The sequence below is a fragment of the Methylobacterium indicum genome, assembly GCF_017347565.1.
In the GTDB taxonomy this organism is placed as follows: Bacteria; Pseudomonadota; Alphaproteobacteria; order Rhizobiales; family Beijerinckiaceae; genus Methylobacterium; species Methylobacterium indicum.
In genome coordinates, this window is the sequence record NZ_AP024145.1 from 4,014,196 (window position 1) to 4,028,090 (window position 13,895).

Sequence of the window (13,895 nt, forward strand, 5' to 3'; positions counted from 1 at the left end):
CGCAACGCCCCTTCGCGATCCGGGCGGAAGGCCTTATGTGCCGGCAACTCCTCCCGTCCGATCACATCCATGACTGATTCCTCGCCGAACCGCCCCGTCATCATCCTGGTCGAGCCGCAGCTCGCCGAGAATATCGGCATGACCGCCCGCGCGATGGGAAATTTCGGGCTCGACGCCCTGCGGATCGTGAACCCGAAGGGCGGTTGGCCGATGAAGGGCGTGCGCGAGACGGCGTCGAGCGCCACCCACGTCCTCGACGGCACGACCGTCTTTCCCACGGTTCCCGAGGCTCTGGCCGACCTGCACTACGTGCTCGCCACCACGGCCCGGGAGCGGGGCCAGATGAAGCGGGTCTTCGGGCCCGACGAGGGCATGGCGGAGGCGGCCGGGCGGCTCGCCGCGGGAGAAAAGGTCGGCATCCTGTTCGGGCGCGAGCGGGTCGGGTTGTCGAACGACGAGGTGTCGCTGGCGGATGCCATCGTCACCTTCCCGGTCGATCCGGACCACGCCTCGCTCAACCTCGCCCAGAGCGTGCTCCTCATGGGCTACGAGTGGCGGCGGGCGGCCGGACGGGCGGTGCTGCCGTTCGCGGGCGCGATGCGCTCCGGCCCGGCGCCCCGGGAGGCCCTGATCTCGCTGTTCGAGAGCCTGGAATCCGACCTCGACGCCGCCGGCTACTATCCGCCGGCGAAACGCGACGGGATGATCCGCAACATGCGCGACATGTTCCACCGCATGGCGATGACCGAGCAGGACGTGCGCACCTTCCGGGGAGCGCTGCGGGCGCTGGCGCGGCGCCCCCCGGAGGAGTGAAGCTTACGGCTTCGCGTGAAACTTAAAGTTTCACCACCAGCTTGCCGAAGTTGCGCCCCTTGAGCAGGCCGATGAAGGCCTCCGGCGCGCTCTCCAGCCCCTCGACCACGTCCTCGCGGTAGCGGATCTTGCCCTCGCGCAGCCACTGGCCGACATCCTCGAGGAAGGCCGGGCCCTGGTCGGCGAAGTCGGAGACGATGAAGCCGCGGAAGTTCAGGCGCTTGCTCAGGACCGCGCGCATCAGCGCCGGCACCCGGTCGGGCCCGGGGGGCAATTCGGTCATGTTGTAGTTGGCGACGAGGCCGCAGACCGGGATGCGGGCGAAGTCGTTCAGCAGCGGCAGCACCGCGTCGAACACCGCGCCGCCGACATTCTCGAAATACACGTCGATGCCGTCCGGGCAGGCCGCCGCCAAAGCCGCCGGCAGGTCGCCGGAGCGGTGGTCGACGGCCGCGTCGAAGCCGAGATCCTCGGTGAGGTGGCGGCACTTGTCGGGCCCGCCGGCGATGCCGACCGTGCGGGCGCCCTTCAGCTTGGCGATCTGGCCGACGAGCGAGCCGACCGGCCCGGTGGCGGCGGCCACCACGACCGTCTCGCCGGGCTTCGGCGCGCCGATGGTGAGGAGCCCGGTATAGGCGGTCATGCCCGGCATCCCGAGCACGCCGAGCGCGGTCGTGACGGGCGCCGCCGAGGGGTCGAGCTTGCGCAGGCCCTGGCCGTTCGACACGGCGAAATCCTGCCAGCCGCCATAGGCCAGCACGGTGTCGCCGACCGTAAAGCCCGGATGGTGCGAGGCCATCACCTCCGACACCGTGGCGCCGACCATCACGTCGTTGATCTCGACCGGCTTGGCGTAGGATTTCGCCGCGCTCATCCGGCCGCGCATGTAGGGATCGAGCGAGAGGTAATGGTTGCGCAGCAGCACCTCGCCGTCATGCGCCACCGGCACCGTGCCGCGCTCGACGCGGAAATGGGCCGGTGTCGGCTCGCCGTGGGGCCGGGACGCCAGGACGATGCGGCGGTTCACGTCGGACATGCGGGGACCTCCCTTCCAGGGGTTCGTCGGGCGCGAGCCGGCCTCTCGGCTCCGCTCGCGCGGGGATCCCGTCGCAACTGGGATGCACGGCCCCGCGCGTCAACGCCGCGCTGGCCGGAGTTTGTCAGAGCCTTACCTGCCAGGGATGCGCCGGCGCTGCCCGGCTTCCCCGCGAATGGATCCGGCATGCTCCCGTCCTCGCTCCCCGCCGCGCTCCTTGCCGGCCCCCTGCTGCTCGCGGCCCTCCTGCCGGCCGCGTCCGCCGGGTCCGATCTCGACCGCTACCGCTGGACGTCCCGGGTCCTGGTGATCGCGGCCGCCGCCGACGATCCCCGCGCCGCCGCGCAAGCGCGCATCGCCGAGGCGGTCGCGCCCGGGATGCGCGAGCGCGACCTCGTGGTGGTGCGGGCGATCGGGGAGGGGAGGGAGGCCGCGTCCGTGCGCCGCCGCCTCGGCCTGCCGGCGACGGGATTCCGGGCGGTTCTGATCGGCAAGGATGGCGGGGCGAAGCTCATTGCCGAGGAGCCGATCCCGGCCGAGCGGCTTTTTTCCACCATCGACGCCATGCCGATGCGGCAGGAGGAGGCGGCGGGCCGCCGGAACTGACCGGCCCGCCGGGCGAGGGACCCGGTACGACAAAGGGCCGCCCTCGCGCGGGCGGCCCTCCGTCGATTCGCGGCCTTTGCGCCGCTCAGTAGCAGCGGGTCACGAGGACGCGGCGATAGCCGTAGGGCGTCCAGCGCACGCGGGGCACCTCGTAGCAGCCGCCGCCATAGCCGTAATCGTAGCCGCCGCCGTAATAGCCGACCGGGGCGTAGCCGCCATAGCCGCCGTATCCGTAGCCGCCGTAATACGGGTAGGCCGTGGCCGCCGCGAGGCCGAGCCCGACGCCGAGCCCGAGGCCCGCCGCGCCCCAGCCATAGCCGCCGCGACGATAGCCATAGCCCCCGCGCCAGCCGCCATAGCCGCCGCGCCAGCCGCCGAAGCCCACGCCGCGATAGCCGCCGTAACCGCCGCGCCAGCCGCCATAGCCGCCCCGGTAGCCACCGAAGCCGACCCCGCGATAGCCGCCGAAGCCGCCGCGGAAACCGCCGCCGCCGAAGCCGCCTCGGAAGCCGCCGCCATGGAAACCGCCGAATCCGCCGCCATGGAAGCCGCCGCCGCCGAAGCCGCGCGCCTCGGCGGTGGCCGGAACGACGAGCAGCGCACCCGCGAGGGCCGCCGATGCCGCCAACATACCCTTCATGACCCGATGTCCCTTCGAGAGATGATCGTGAACCCCCAGGCACTCAGAACGTCGACGCGCGGTCTCCGGTTCATGCTGCAAAACGTCACGATCGCCCTATACCGGTATTCCGAAAACCGGTCGGGCCGGCGGGGCACGGAGAGACACATGGCGGCAGGATCGACCGGGCGGATCGGGGCGTCGCTGCTGGCGGCGGGCCTCTCCTGGTTCGCGGCCGGTCCTGCCCTGGCGACGCCCGGCTCCGCCGCCTCCCCGGCGGCGTCCTGCCGGCCGCAGACCCATGAGGGCCAGGCCTATACCGTCTGCACCGTCGACCTGCGGCGCGCCCGGGTGAAGCTCTTCTGGCGCGGGCCCGACGGCCTGCCCTACGGCTCGCTGTCGCGGCTCGCCGGGCAGCAGGGCGGCAAGCTCGCCTTCGCGATGAATGCCGGGATGTACGACAACGGCCTCGGCCCCGTCGGCCTCTATGTCGAGGACGGGCGCGAATTGAAGGCCGCCAACACCGCCAACGGCCCGGGCAACTTCCACATGAAGCCCAACGGGGTCTTCTACGTCGCCGGTGATCGCGCCGGCGTGCTCGAGACCGGGCGCTACCTGAAGGCCCATCCCAAGGCGGAGTTCGCGACCCAGTCCGGCCCGATGCTGGTGATCAACAACCGCATCCATCCCAAGATCTCCGAGGACGGCCCGTCCCAGAAAATCCGCAACGGGGTCGGCGTGCGGCCGGACGGGCACATGGCGGTGTTCGCGATCTCGGAGGCGCCGGTGAGCTTCGGGGCCTTCGCGCGGCTGTTCCGCGACGATCTCGGCTGCCCCAACGCGCTGTTCCTCGACGGCAGCGTGTCGAGCCTCTACGCCCCGTCCCTCGGGCGCCAGGACCTGAGCCGGCCCCTCGGGCCGCTCGTCGGTGCCGTGACCAAGTGAGACCGGACCAAGTGAGACCGGACGAAATGACGGGCGGTTCCGCCGGGCCCGAAAATGCTCTAGGGGGACCACGATGAACCGCACCGCGCTCTATGCCGGCTCCTTCGATCCGGTGACCAACGGCCATCTCGACGTGGTGCGCCAGGCCTGCCGCCTGGTCGGCCGCCTCGTCGTGGCGATCGGCGTGCATCCGGGCAAGACCCCGCTCTTCTCCGCCGAGGAGCGCGCCGACCTGATCCGCGCCACCTGCGGGCCGCTTGCCGCCGAGACCGGCACGGTGCTGGAGGTCGTCAGCTTCGCCGACCTCGCGGTGGCGGCGGCGCGGCGCCACGGTGCCAGCCTGTTCATCCGCGGTTTGCGCGACGGCACCGATCTCGATTACGAGATGCAGCTCGCCGGCATGAACGGCGCCATGGCGCCCGAGGTGCAGACCGTGTTCCTGCCGGCCTCGACCGGCGTGCGGCCGATCACCGCCACCCTGGTCCGCCAGATCGCCGCCATGGGCGGCGACGTGCGGCCCTTCGTGCCCGCGGCGGTGGCCGACCGCCTGAGCGCCCGCTTCGCCCCGTCCGCCTGACGCGGCCGATTTCCACCCCAGGAGACCTCCATGATCCGCTGGCTCGCAGCCCTGGTGCTGTCCGTCGCCGCCCTCGGCATCGCCGCCCCGGCGAGCGCCGCGCCCGACCAGAACACCGTCTATCTCGACACCAAGGACGGCCGGATCACCATCCAGCTGCGTCCCGACCTCGCGCCCAAGCACGTCCAGCAGATCAAGACGCTGACCAAGCGCGGCTTCTACAACGGCATCGTCTTTCACCGCGTCATCGACGGCTTCATGGCCCAGACCGGCGACCCGACCGGCACCGGCATGGGCAAGTCCGACCTGCCGAACATCCCGGCGGAGTTCTCCAAGGCGCCGTTCAAGCGCGGCACCGTCGGCATGGCCCGCTCGCAGGACCCGAACTCGGCCAATTCGCAGTTCTTCATCTGCTTCGGCGACGCCTCGTTCCTCAACAACCAGTACACGGTGGTGGGCGAGGTGACCTCCGGCATGGACGTGGTCGACAAGATCAAGAAGGGCTCGTCGGCCCAGAACGGCACCGTGCAGAACCCGGACAAGATCGTCCGGATGAGCCTGGCGCAGGACGGCCAGTAAGCCATGCGCGGCGGGTCTTTTCGCGCCGGCCTCGCGCTGGCGGTGTCGATCTCGCCCGCCGCCGCGCAGTTCGACGTGTACGATAACCCCTCGGTGCTCTCGCTGCCGACCACCCTGCGGGCGACCGTGCGGGTGCCGGTGACGACGACCCCCGAGGGGCCCGCCGACACCCTCGCGGCGCTCTATCCCCGGCTCGCCGCCTGCTGGCGCCTGCCGGCCGATCTCGAGGCAGCCGCGAGCACCGCGCGCTTCGCCTTGCGGCGGGACGGGAGCCTCCAGGGCACCCCGCGGATCACCTTCACGCGCGTTCCGTCCCGGCGGCGGGACGCGCTCGTCGCCGAGACCCTGGCGTCGCTCGCCCGCTGCACCCCGGCGCGGCTGACGGCGGGGCTCGGCGGCGCCGTCGCGGGGCGTCCCATCGCCCTGCGTTTCGTCTACCCTGGTCCGAATCAAGGAGACCGACCATGACCGACAGCAACCGACTCGTGATGGAGACCAGCAAGGGCCGCGTGGTCATCCAGCTGCGCCCCGACCTCGCCCCCAACCACGTCGAGCGGATCACGACCCTCTCGGAGCAGGGCTTCTACGACGGCGTGCCGTTCCACCGCGTCATCGACGGCTTCATGGCCCAGACCGGCGACCCGACCGGCACCGGCACCGGCGGCTCCGAGCTGCCCGACCTGAAGGCCGAGTTCAACGCCGAGCCGCACGTGCGCGGCACCTGCTCGATGGCCCGCACCAACTTCCCGCACTCGGCCAACTCGCAGTTCTTCATCTGCTTTGCCGACGCCCGCTTCCTCGACAAGCAGTACACGGTGTGGGGCAAGGTGGTCGAAGGCATGGACGTGATCGACCAGATCAAGCGCGGCGAGCCGGTGCGCGATCCCGACACCATCAAGTCGATGCGCGTCGAGGCGTAAAGCCTTACTCTTAGCGGCTCGCGATATATTGCGAGCCGCCTCCTGCCTATCTATTATTTATATATTTTGTGTCGTCGATCCGACAAGGCCACTTCGGCAGCTGGCTCACAAAAATCATATTTTCATTGCGAGCAGTGCAAATTGATGATTTTGCTCAGCGGTATCTGGTAACTTATTGCGTCCCTTGTTAAGCAGGGGCGGTGCCATTCCGCACGACTCGCGACGGCAAATTCTGCTATGATCTTACTAGTAAAAATATTTTCTTTTTCAGTAATATTTATTCTTTACTCAACGATCGGAATTATATTAAATGCTATTTACTTAAGTAGATTTATAATTATCAATCCTATCATTCAAGCTACTAAAGTTCTTGCTGGGGCATCGCCAAAAACAGCATCATCTGATAGAGCCCTTCATGAGTCCGTCAGTCGCTGGGGTCTATCAGTCAGGCATGCCTATCATGCTGTATTCAGCAATGCTGCACCATCGAGCGACAAGGTCGCAGGATTTAGCCTCATAACAAATATTGCTGCTGTTGTGGTATTTTTTGGAATTTATTTGTATTGGGCTTATGTTAATGAAGATTTCTATATATCGGAACTCATGAGTTGGAAGTATATCACTTTATATGTATTTATTAATATAATATTTTTCTTTTATCAATTATTATATGTACCAATCGTTGCAATATACTACATATTTGTATTTTTGTTTACGGCCTTACTCACCCCTGCTATATTTGTTGCAACGTTCTCAGATGTTTCGCTAAAAACTGTCTTGTCAAATTTTGGCCTGAGCGCACGGCCAGATTACGATGCAATCTCGTGGGCCGCGCAGCTGCCCTATACAAGCATCTTGTATCTTAATAATTTTTTCTTTGCATCTCCTGGTCTCAGTAGTGGAAATATGGCCAATTTATTTGATGGTGTAAAGAGAATATTATTTAGTGTTTTGTTATATTTAAGCGCATTTCTATTATTTACGAATCATGGGCACGCGATATTACTATCCATATCACAGAAAACGGGAATAAAAGTTCCTGAAAAATTGACACGACCATTCCCTACCCAGAAATCGAGTGGTGAAACTTCACCTAAAGCGCCCACCGCAAACGCAAGAAAAACGTCGGGTGGGCCGCAAGAAGGCATTTCAGATGCTGGATCGGCTAGAGTTGTGGCAACCCAAGATGCATATATTCGCGAAGCCCCAGAAAATACGTCGGTTGCGAGAAGGACGCTACCAACAGGAAAAACCATGAATGCCTTCCAGCAAAAAGGCGAATGGGTACAGGTTGGGGAGAACTCACCTATCGGATGGGTTCACCTCAGCCAAGTCAAAGCTGCAAGATAGCTTGCCGTCATCCGTCAAGATGCAAGCAATTTCTCCGCCGCTGCGAAATCATCCGGCGTATTGAGGTTCAGGAACGGATCCACCGGCTCCGCCTCCCACGCGGCTTCCGCCGCATTGTGCCGGGCGATCCACATGCCCACCCGGCGCAGGCCCCGCTCGACCAGGGCCGCCCGCAGGTCGTGGCGCAAGGACACCGCCCAGAGCCCGTTCACGAAATGCAGCTGCCCGCCCGAGGCCGCGACCGCCATCGCGACGCCGTCGCGGGCCCGCGCCGCGTGGAGCCGGGCGACGAGATCGTGCGGCAGGAACGGCGTGTCGCCGGCGACGCTCGCGACGTAAGGCACGTCCGGGTGGTGCGCGGCGCAGAAGTCGAGGGCGGCGAGCACGCCGGCGAGGGGCCCGGGGGCGTCGGGAAGTGAGTCCGGCACCACGAAGCCGGTGAAGGCGCGAAACCGCGCCGGATCGCCGTTGGCGTTGAGGATCAGCCCGGCGGAGCATTGCGGGCGTATGCGCTCCGCCACCCGTTCGAGCAGGGTTTTCTCGCCGAGCCGCAGCAGCGGCTTGTCGCCGCCGCCCATCCGGCGGGAGAGCCCGCCGGCCAGGATCACCCCGAGGGTCGGGGGCGTGCTCACTCGATCACGATCCGGGGCGCCGGGCGCGGACCGGCGCCGCCGCTGAGCCCGGCCCACAGGCCGGCGGCGATGGTTCGGTAGGCGGCGGCCTGCGGCCCGTCGGGATCGACCGCCACGACCGGCCGGCCGGAATCCGAGGATTCGCGGATCGTCATGTTGAGCGGCACCTCGCCGAGGAACGGCACGCCCAGGGTCTCGGCCTCGTGGCGGGCGCCGCCATGGCCGAAGATGTGCGAGGTGCCGCCGCAATGCGGGCAGACGAAGGTCGCCATGTTCTCGACCACGCCGAGGATCGGCACCTCGACCCGGCGGAACATCGTCACCGCACGGCGCGCGTCGATCAGCGCCAGGTCCTGCGGGGTCGAGACGATCACCGCGCCGGCGAGCGGCGTGGCTTGCGCCAGTGTCAGCTGCGCGTCGCCGGTGCCCGGGGGCATGTCGACGATCAGCACGTCGAGCTCGCCCCAGGCGACCTCTCGCAGGAGCTGGGTCAGGGCCGATTGCACCATCGGGCCGCGCCAGATCATCGCCGTGTCGGCGGAGATCAGGAAGCCGATCGACATCACCGCGAGGCCGTAGCCGTTGAGCGGCACGATGCGCTGGCCCTGCGGCGTGTTGATGGTCTCGGGCTTCCGGTCGAGGCCGAAGAGTTTTGGTACCGAGGGGCCGTAGATGTCGGCATCGAGCAGGCCGACCTTGAGCCCCTGCGCCCGCAGCGCCAGGGCGAGGTTGCAGGCGGTGGTCGACTTGCCGACGCCGCCCTTGCCCGAGGCCACCGCCACGATGTGGCGCACCCCCGGCAGGGCCGGGCCGGGGCGGGGGCCACCCTGTGGGGTGCCGCCCGGAGCGGCGGGGCGGGGCGGAGCGCCGGCACCCGGGCCGCGCTCGCCGGTGAGGCTCGCCAAGGCCGCCTTGACGCCGGGCAGCTTCAGCACCGCGATCTCGGCCGCCTGGCGGACCGCCTCGAAGGCCTTGGCCTCCGGCGGGGCAATGCCGATCGAAAAAACCACCCGGCCGGTGGGGTCGATGACGATCTCGGACAGGCGGCCGGAGGCCGGCAGGCTGGTTCCCGCCGCATCGACCGTCACGCCCGCGAGCGCCTTCAGCACGTCGTCCCGGGTGATCGCCACGTCGTCTCGCTCCTGTCACGCGGGCCCATCGCGACCCGGTCGTCTCGCGCTCCATGTAACCCCTGCACGGGGAAACGCCAGCGTGACGGGCCTCGCCCTTCGGTCGAGGGTGGAGTGAGGGCGCATTCCTCGGCGGGTTCACGCTTCGTACGAGAAGGACAGTACGCCACCGTCCTCCGGGGCGAACGCGATTCCGGAGAAGTCCGGTATCCAGTCGTGGTCCTGAAGCTCCGCTGGGCTCAGTGTCGTGGCGAGTGCCACCACCCGCGCGCCGGAGGCCCGGCCTGCCGCGAGACCGGCCGGAGCATCCTCGAACACCACGGCCCGCTCGGGCGCGCAGCCCAGGCGCTGGGCTGCCTGGAGATAGCCGGCCGGATCGGGCTTGCCGGCGCCGACATCCTCTGCGGTCACCAGCACATCGGGGATCGGCAAGCCGGCGAGTGCAAGCCAGGATCGGGCGATGTCCCGGTCGGCGGAGGTGACGATTGCCCAGCGTGAATGGGGGAGGGCGTGCAGCAGATCAGCGGCGCCGGGAATGGCGGTGAACCCATCGCGCGCCGTCGCAGCGGCTTCGGCGAGCGCGGCGACCTCCGCATCGGGATCGACGCTCGGCGGGGCGAAACGCCGGACTGTCTCGATCGTACGCTGCCCATGCGAGACCCGCAGCAGCGAAGCGACATCGACGCCGTGCCGGCTGCACCAGTTCCTCCAGAGGCCTGTAATGACGTTCGTCGAATCGATCAGCGTCCCGTCCATGTCGAAGAGCAGGACCTCGGCGGGTATCGTGGTCCCGGCTGGAACGCGCATTGAGGACTCAATCGTTGATTCTGAGCACTTCCTCTACCGCAAATTTCCTTGCGGCAGGAAGGCCCGCGCGCCGCTCTCCGTATCACGCACCTCCTCGACCGGCGCGCCATAGAGCCGGCTCAAGCGGGCGGCGTCGAGCACCTCCGCCACGGGGCCGGCGGCGAGGGCGGAGCCTCCGCGAAGGAGGAGCGCCCGGTCGGCGTAGCGGGCGGCCTGGTTGGGGTCGTGGGTGGTGAAGAGGAGGCCGAGCCCGTCGGCGCGCAGGCGCAGGATCTCGGCCATCACCCTTCCCTGGTTGCCGAAATCGAGGCTGGCGGTCGGTTCGTCGAGCACCACGATGCGGGGTTCCTGGGCCAGCGCCCGGGCGACCAGCACCAGCTGGCGCTCGCCGCCCGACAGCCGGGTCACCGGCCGCTCGGCGAGATGGGCGATGCCCATCCGGTGAAGCGCGGCGTCCGCCGCCGCGTGGTCGGCCCGGGACGGGGCGGCGAGGAGCCCCGTGCGGCTGGTGCGCCCCATCAGCACCACGGCGCGGGCCGTGAACGCGAAGGCGCTCGCGCCGGCCTGCGGCACGTAGGCCATCGCCCGCGCCCGCTCCCGGGCGGTGAGCTCGCCGAGCGGCCGGCCCGCGACCCGGATGGTGCCGGCGAGCGCCGGCAGGAGGCCCAGGAGTGTCTTGAGCAAGGTGGTCTTGCCGCCGCCATTGGGCCCGAGCAGCGCCAGCGCCTCGCCGGCGGCGAGATCGAGCGAGAGACCGCGTCCGATTTCCCGGCCGGGATAGCCGAAGGCGAGGGCGTCGGCCTGGAGCAGGGTCACGACCAATCGCGCTCCGCCCGGGCGAGCAGCCAGAGAAACACCGGCGTGCCCACGAAGGCGGTGAGGATGCCGAGCGGCACCTCGACCGGCGCCACGGTGCGGGCCAGCGTGTCGATGGTGAGCAGCGTGCCGGCGCCGAGCAAGGCGGCGGTCGGGACCAGCCGGCCGAAGCCGGGGCCGACGAGGAAGCGGGCGAGATGAGGCACCACCAGGCCGACCCAGCCGACGATGCCGGCCGTCGCGACGCTCGCCGCGGTGACGAGGGTGGCGGCCGCCACCACTGCGACCCGCAAGGGGCCGGTGGCGAGGCCGAGCGAACGGGCCTCCTCGTCGGGCAGGGACAGGACGTCGAGGCGCCAGCGCAGCAGCAGCAGGAGCCCGGTGCCGAGGATCACGGGCCCGGCGAGCGGCAAGAGGTCGGCGGGGTGGGTGCCCGACAGGCTGCCGAGCAGCCAGAAGGTCATCGCCGGGAGCTGGTTGTAGGGGTCGGCCAGGTACTTGATCAGCCCGACCCCGGCGCCGAGGAGCGAGCCGATGACGATCCCGGCGAGCACCAGCACCAGCACCGGATCGCGCCCCGACAGGGCCGCGCCGAGCCCGTAGACGCAGGCCACCGCCAGGAGCCCGCCCGCGAAGGCCATGCCCTCGATCGCCAGGACCCCGAGGGAGAGCCAGATGCCCGCGACCGCGCCGAGCGCCGCCCCCGAGGAGGCGCCGAGGATGTCGGGGGAGACGAGCGGATTGCGGAAGAGGCCCTGGAAGGCGGTGCCGGCGACCGACAAGGCCGCGCCGATCAGGATCGCGGCGGCGATGCGGGGGCCGCGGATCTGCCACACCACGGCCTCGACCGCCGGCGCCACGTCCGGCGCGTGCCCGGTGAGGCGGCCGAGGAGCACCCGGGCGACGTCGAGGAGCGAGACCGGGTAGCGCCCGACCCCGAAGGCGAGGGCGGCGGCGAGCACCAGGGCGAGGAGCGCCAGCCAGGGCCCGCCGAGCCGGAGGGCCCGCACCCCCGCGAGGGCCACGCCGCTCACGAGGCTCCCGCCAGCACGCGGTCGAGGGCCTGATCGTCCGGGGTGACGTGGTAGAGCCGGCCGTAGAGGTCGCGGGCGATGCCGCGGATGTCCTCCGGGAAGAGCGCCGGGTAGAGGACCTTGCCGAGCCACCACAGGCCGACCAGCCGGTTGACCGAGGGCGGGAAATCGACCCAGCCGAAGGGCAGCGACGGGCTGACATGCAGGCGGTTCGCCCGCAACGCCGGGGTTGCCTGCCAGAGCGGGTCCTGGCGCGCGGCGGCGGCGAAGGCCGGATCGAGGGCGATGACGATGTCGGGCGCCCAGGCGACCACGTCCTCGGGCGAGACCTGCGCCAGGCCGCCGCCCGGGCCGGCGACGTTGGCGGCGCCCATCAGCGCCAGCGCCTCGACGTTGATCGAGCCCGCCCGGGCGGTCTCGAGGCCGCGGGGGCCCCGGGCGAGGTAGACCCGGGGGCGCTTCTCCTCCGGCACCGCGGCGACGCGCTCGCGCATCGTTGTCAGGATACCCTCGGCGAGAACGGCCAGAGGCTCGGCGTCGCGCCCGATCAGGCGGCCGAGGCTGCGATAGGTGGCGGGCGCGGCGGCGAGACGCCCGTCGAGAAGGGCATAGGGGATGCCGGTCTGGCCCTGCACCCGGTCGGCGAGCGAGCGGTAGGTCTCGGCGGTGGAGCCGACATCGAGGATCAGGTCGGGTTTGAGCGCCAGGACCGATTCGAGGTTGGCGGTGTTGCCGCGCCCGGTGAGCCGGCCGACCTCCGGCAGGTCGGCGGCTTGGGGCAGGAGGTAGGGCTTTTCCGCCGGCCGGATCGCCCGCGGCCAGCCGAGCAGCAGTTCGGGAGCAAGCGTGTAGAGCAGGATCGCCGCCGGGGGGCCGGCGGGAAACACCCGGGTAACGGGCTGCTTCAGGGTGTCGAGCGCCCGGCCGGCATCGTCCCGCGGGGATTCGGCACGCGCGGGTCCTGCCAGCGCGAGGGCCGCCGAGCCGATGAGCAGGGAGCGCCGGTCGGGCCGCATCGCGAAAAGCGTCAGTCCGTCGCGATCATCACGTCGCTAGACTTGATCACCGCCTTGACGGTCTTGCCCGGAGCCAGGCCCAGCTCGTCGGCGGATTCGTTGGTGATCGCCGCGGTGACGACCTGACCGCCGGCGAGCTCGACCCGGACATGGGCGGTGGTGGCGCCCTTCTTGACCTCGACGACCTTGCCGTCGAGCTGGTTGCGCGCACTGATCTTCATCGTCGGCTCTCCCCGGCGGCGCGGCCGCCTTCTCGCGGCAGAGATAGGGGCAGGGGCCCCGCCCGGCGAGCGGTCCGCGCCGGAATCCCACGGCCGCGTTTCGATGGCGGGGAACCGAAACCAAAGCGGGGATCGTCCGTTGTCGTGCAGCTTCGAGCGGGCCCGCCCGCTCGTCCCGGACTTCAAGGGAGACCCACCGATGCACCAGGGCAGCCACCGCGACCACGAGGGCGCAAAGAAGCTCTTCGCGATGATCAAGGACGTGAAGGTCGCGATGATGACCACGGCCGATTCCGATGGCCAGCTGCGCAGCCGCCCGATGTGGAACCAGGACGCGGACGAGAACGGCGACCTCTGGTTCTTCGTCAAGCAGGACGCGCCGGTGACGAACGAGATCGGCCGCGACAACCAGGTCAACCTGTCGTATTCCGATCCGTCGAGCCAGAACTACGTCTCGGTGTCGGGCAAGGCCGAGATCGTGCGCGACAAGGCGCATATCGACGCCAAGTGGAGCGAGAGCCTGAAGACCTGGTTCCCGGGCGGCAAGGACGACCCGTCGGTGGCGCTGATCCGCGTCCACCCCGAGAAGGGCGAGTACTGGGACAGCCCGAACTCGACGATGCTGCACCTCTACGGCTACGTGAAGGCCGCCGTCACCGGCGAGTCGCCGAAGACCGAGAAGAAGGCGGTCGACCTCGGCGCCCGCTGAGGTCCGTCCTCGCCGCATAGGGGATTTGCGCGGGCCGGCGGCTTGACTCCGGCCCGCGAACCGTGCGGGCTTCGCGCCTTCCGCC

Annotated in this window: 18 protein-coding genes; 9 read left to right on the forward strand and 9 right to left on the reverse strand. The window is 68.9% G+C overall.

Annotated features, from left to right (window positions below):
* Window positions 1-69 precede the first annotated feature (69 nt).
* Window positions 70-813 carry an RNA methyltransferase gene (locus tag miv_RS18700; protein WP_048430186.1) on the forward strand — a complete coding sequence of 248 codons (744 nt, stop codon included), beginning with the start codon at window positions 70-72 and terminating at the stop codon, window positions 811-813.
* 22 nt (window positions 814-835) lie between these two features.
* On the opposite strand, the gene miv_RS18705 is transcribed toward miv_RS18700, so the two are convergent.
* Window positions 836-1,849 (reverse strand): NADP-dependent oxidoreductase, encoded by a 1,014-nt coding sequence (locus tag miv_RS18705; RefSeq protein ID WP_207178182.1) that lies wholly within the window; start codon window positions 1,847-1,849, stop codon window positions 836-838.
* Between the two features lie 186 nt (window positions 1,850-2,035).
* Here miv_RS18705 and miv_RS18710 point away from each other — a divergent pair, with 186 nt between their 5' ends.
* A complete protein-coding gene (locus tag miv_RS18710; protein WP_207178184.1) occupies window positions 2,036-2,455 on the forward strand; it encodes a DUF4174 domain-containing protein in 420 nt (139 codons plus the stop codon).
* 85 nt (window positions 2,456-2,540) lie between these two features.
* On the opposite strand, the gene miv_RS18715 is transcribed toward miv_RS18710, so the two are convergent.
* On the reverse strand, window positions 2,541-3,095 hold the full coding sequence (locus miv_RS18715; protein WP_207178186.1) for a hypothetical protein: 555 nt from the start codon (window positions 3,093-3,095) through the stop codon (window positions 2,541-2,543).
* Window positions 3,096-3,242: 147 nt separating this feature from the next.
* On the opposite strand from miv_RS18715, the gene miv_RS18720 reads away from it, so the two are divergent.
* The 6 genes from miv_RS18720 to miv_RS18745 all read left to right on the forward strand — a co-directional run bounded on the left by miv_RS18720 (window position 3,243) and on the right by miv_RS18745 (window position 7,445).
* Window positions 3,243-4,019 carry a phosphodiester glycosidase family protein gene (locus tag miv_RS18720; protein WP_207178188.1) on the forward strand — a complete coding sequence of 259 codons (777 nt, stop codon included), beginning with the start codon at window positions 3,243-3,245 and terminating at the stop codon, window positions 4,017-4,019.
* Window positions 4,020-4,092: 73 nt separating this feature from the next.
* On the forward strand, window positions 4,093-4,596 hold the full coding sequence (coaD, locus tag miv_RS18725; protein WP_048430190.1) for a pantetheine-phosphate adenylyltransferase: 504 nt from the start codon (window positions 4,093-4,095) through the stop codon (window positions 4,594-4,596).
* 30 nt (window positions 4,597-4,626) lie between these two features.
* Window positions 4,627-5,175, forward strand: a complete 549-nt coding sequence (locus miv_RS18730) for a peptidylprolyl isomerase (RefSeq protein ID WP_048430191.1) — start codon at window positions 4,627-4,629, stop codon at window positions 5,173-5,175.
* 3 nt (window positions 5,176-5,178) lie between these two features.
* Window positions 5,179-5,643 (forward strand): hypothetical protein, encoded by a 465-nt coding sequence (locus miv_RS18735; RefSeq protein ID WP_207178190.1) that lies wholly within the window; start codon window positions 5,179-5,181, stop codon window positions 5,641-5,643.
* Entirely contained in the window at window positions 5,640-6,095 is a 456-nt protein-coding gene (locus tag miv_RS18740; protein ID WP_048430192.1) for a peptidylprolyl isomerase, read from the forward strand. Before miv_RS18735 ends, miv_RS18740 begins: the two co-directional genes overlap by 4 nt.
* Before the next feature lie 237 nt (window positions 6,096-6,332).
* Complete coding sequence (locus miv_RS18745; protein WP_207178192.1) at window positions 6,333-7,445, forward strand: ARV1 family protein; 1,113 nt, start codon at window positions 6,333-6,335, stop codon at window positions 7,443-7,445.
* Between the two features lie 14 nt (window positions 7,446-7,459).
* On the opposite strand, the gene mobA is transcribed toward miv_RS18745, so the two are convergent.
* From mobA to miv_RS18780, 7 genes are all read right to left on the reverse strand, one after another.
* Window positions 7,460-8,077: a molybdenum cofactor guanylyltransferase MobA gene (gene mobA, locus miv_RS18750; protein WP_048430193.1), complete on the reverse strand. Its 618-nt coding sequence runs from the start codon at window positions 8,075-8,077 to the stop codon at window positions 7,460-7,462.
* A complete protein-coding gene (locus miv_RS18755; RefSeq protein ID WP_207178194.1) occupies window positions 8,074-9,207 on the reverse strand; it encodes an Mrp/NBP35 family ATP-binding protein in 1,134 nt (377 codons plus the stop codon). Before miv_RS18755 ends, mobA begins: the two co-directional genes overlap by 4 nt.
* Window positions 9,208-9,345: 138 nt before the next feature.
* Window positions 9,346-10,014: an HAD family hydrolase gene (locus miv_RS18760; protein ID WP_207178196.1), complete on the reverse strand. Its 669-nt coding sequence runs from the start codon at window positions 10,012-10,014 to the stop codon at window positions 9,346-9,348.
* Between the two features lie 33 nt (window positions 10,015-10,047).
* Window positions 10,048-10,830, reverse strand: coding sequence for an ABC transporter ATP-binding protein (locus tag miv_RS18765; protein ID WP_207178198.1), 783 nt, complete (start codon window positions 10,828-10,830; stop codon window positions 10,048-10,050).
* A complete protein-coding gene (locus miv_RS18770) occupies window positions 10,827-11,864 on the reverse strand; it encodes a FecCD family ABC transporter permease (RefSeq protein WP_207178200.1) in 1,038 nt (345 codons plus the stop codon). Before miv_RS18770 ends, miv_RS18765 begins: the two co-directional genes overlap by 4 nt.
* Window positions 11,861-12,880: an iron ABC transporter substrate-binding protein gene (locus miv_RS18775; RefSeq protein ID WP_207178202.1), complete on the reverse strand. Its 1,020-nt coding sequence runs from the start codon at window positions 12,878-12,880 to the stop codon at window positions 11,861-11,863. The genes miv_RS18770 and miv_RS18775 overlap by 4 nt, the downstream gene beginning before the upstream one ends.
* Window positions 12,881-12,891: 11 nt before the next feature.
* Complete coding sequence (locus miv_RS18780) at window positions 12,892-13,101, reverse strand: TOBE domain-containing protein (RefSeq protein WP_048427261.1); 210 nt, start codon at window positions 13,099-13,101, stop codon at window positions 12,892-12,894.
* 199 nt (window positions 13,102-13,300) lie between these two features.
* On the opposite strand from miv_RS18780, the gene miv_RS18785 reads away from it, so the two are divergent.
* Entirely contained in the window at window positions 13,301-13,810 is a 510-nt protein-coding gene (locus miv_RS18785; protein ID WP_058619404.1) for a pyridoxamine 5'-phosphate oxidase family protein, read from the forward strand.
* Window positions 13,811-13,895: the final 85 nt, after the last annotated feature.

What these genes read in the sequence shown, in the direction of transcription:
- miv_RS18740 (WP_048430192.1), top strand. Translation starts at nt 5,640, where the DNA reads ATGACCGACAGCAACCGACTCGTGATGGAGACCAGCAAGGGCCGCGTG.
- miv_RS18775 (WP_207178202.1), bottom strand. Translation starts at nt 12,880, where the DNA reads ATGCGGCCCGACCGGCGCTCCCTGCTCATCGGCTCGGCGGCCCTCGCG.
- miv_RS18730 (WP_048430191.1), top strand. Translation starts at nt 4,627, where the DNA reads ATGATCCGCTGGCTCGCAGCCCTGGTGCTGTCCGTCGCCGCCCTCGGC.
- miv_RS18745 (WP_207178192.1), top strand. Translation starts at nt 6,333, where the DNA reads ATGATCTTACTAGTAAAAATATTTTCTTTTTCAGTAATATTTATTCTT.
- coaD (WP_048430190.1), top strand. Translation starts at nt 4,093, where the DNA reads ATGAACCGCACCGCGCTCTATGCCGGCTCCTTCGATCCGGTGACCAAC.
- miv_RS18785 (WP_058619404.1), top strand. Translation starts at nt 13,301, where the DNA reads ATGCACCAGGGCAGCCACCGCGACCACGAGGGCGCAAAGAAGCTCTTC.
- miv_RS18760 (WP_207178196.1), bottom strand. Translation starts at nt 10,014, where the DNA reads ATGCGCGTTCCAGCCGGGACCACGATACCCGCCGAGGTCCTGCTCTTC.
- miv_RS18780 (WP_048427261.1), bottom strand. Translation starts at nt 13,101, where the DNA reads ATGAAGATCAGTGCGCGCAACCAGCTCGACGGCAAGGTCGTCGAGGTC.
- miv_RS18710 (WP_207178184.1), top strand. Translation starts at nt 2,036, where the DNA reads ATGCTCCCGTCCTCGCTCCCCGCCGCGCTCCTTGCCGGCCCCCTGCTG.
- miv_RS18735 (WP_207178190.1), top strand. Translation starts at nt 5,179, where the DNA reads ATGCGCGGCGGGTCTTTTCGCGCCGGCCTCGCGCTGGCGGTGTCGATC.
- miv_RS18705 (WP_207178182.1), bottom strand. Translation starts at nt 1,849, where the DNA reads ATGTCCGACGTGAACCGCCGCATCGTCCTGGCGTCCCGGCCCCACGGC.
- miv_RS18715 (WP_207178186.1), bottom strand. Translation starts at nt 3,095, where the DNA reads ATGAAGGGTATGTTGGCGGCATCGGCGGCCCTCGCGGGTGCGCTGCTC.
- miv_RS18700 (WP_048430186.1), top strand. Translation starts at nt 70, where the DNA reads ATGACTGATTCCTCGCCGAACCGCCCCGTCATCATCCTGGTCGAGCCG.
- miv_RS18720 (WP_207178188.1), top strand. Translation starts at nt 3,243, where the DNA reads ATGGCGGCAGGATCGACCGGGCGGATCGGGGCGTCGCTGCTGGCGGCG.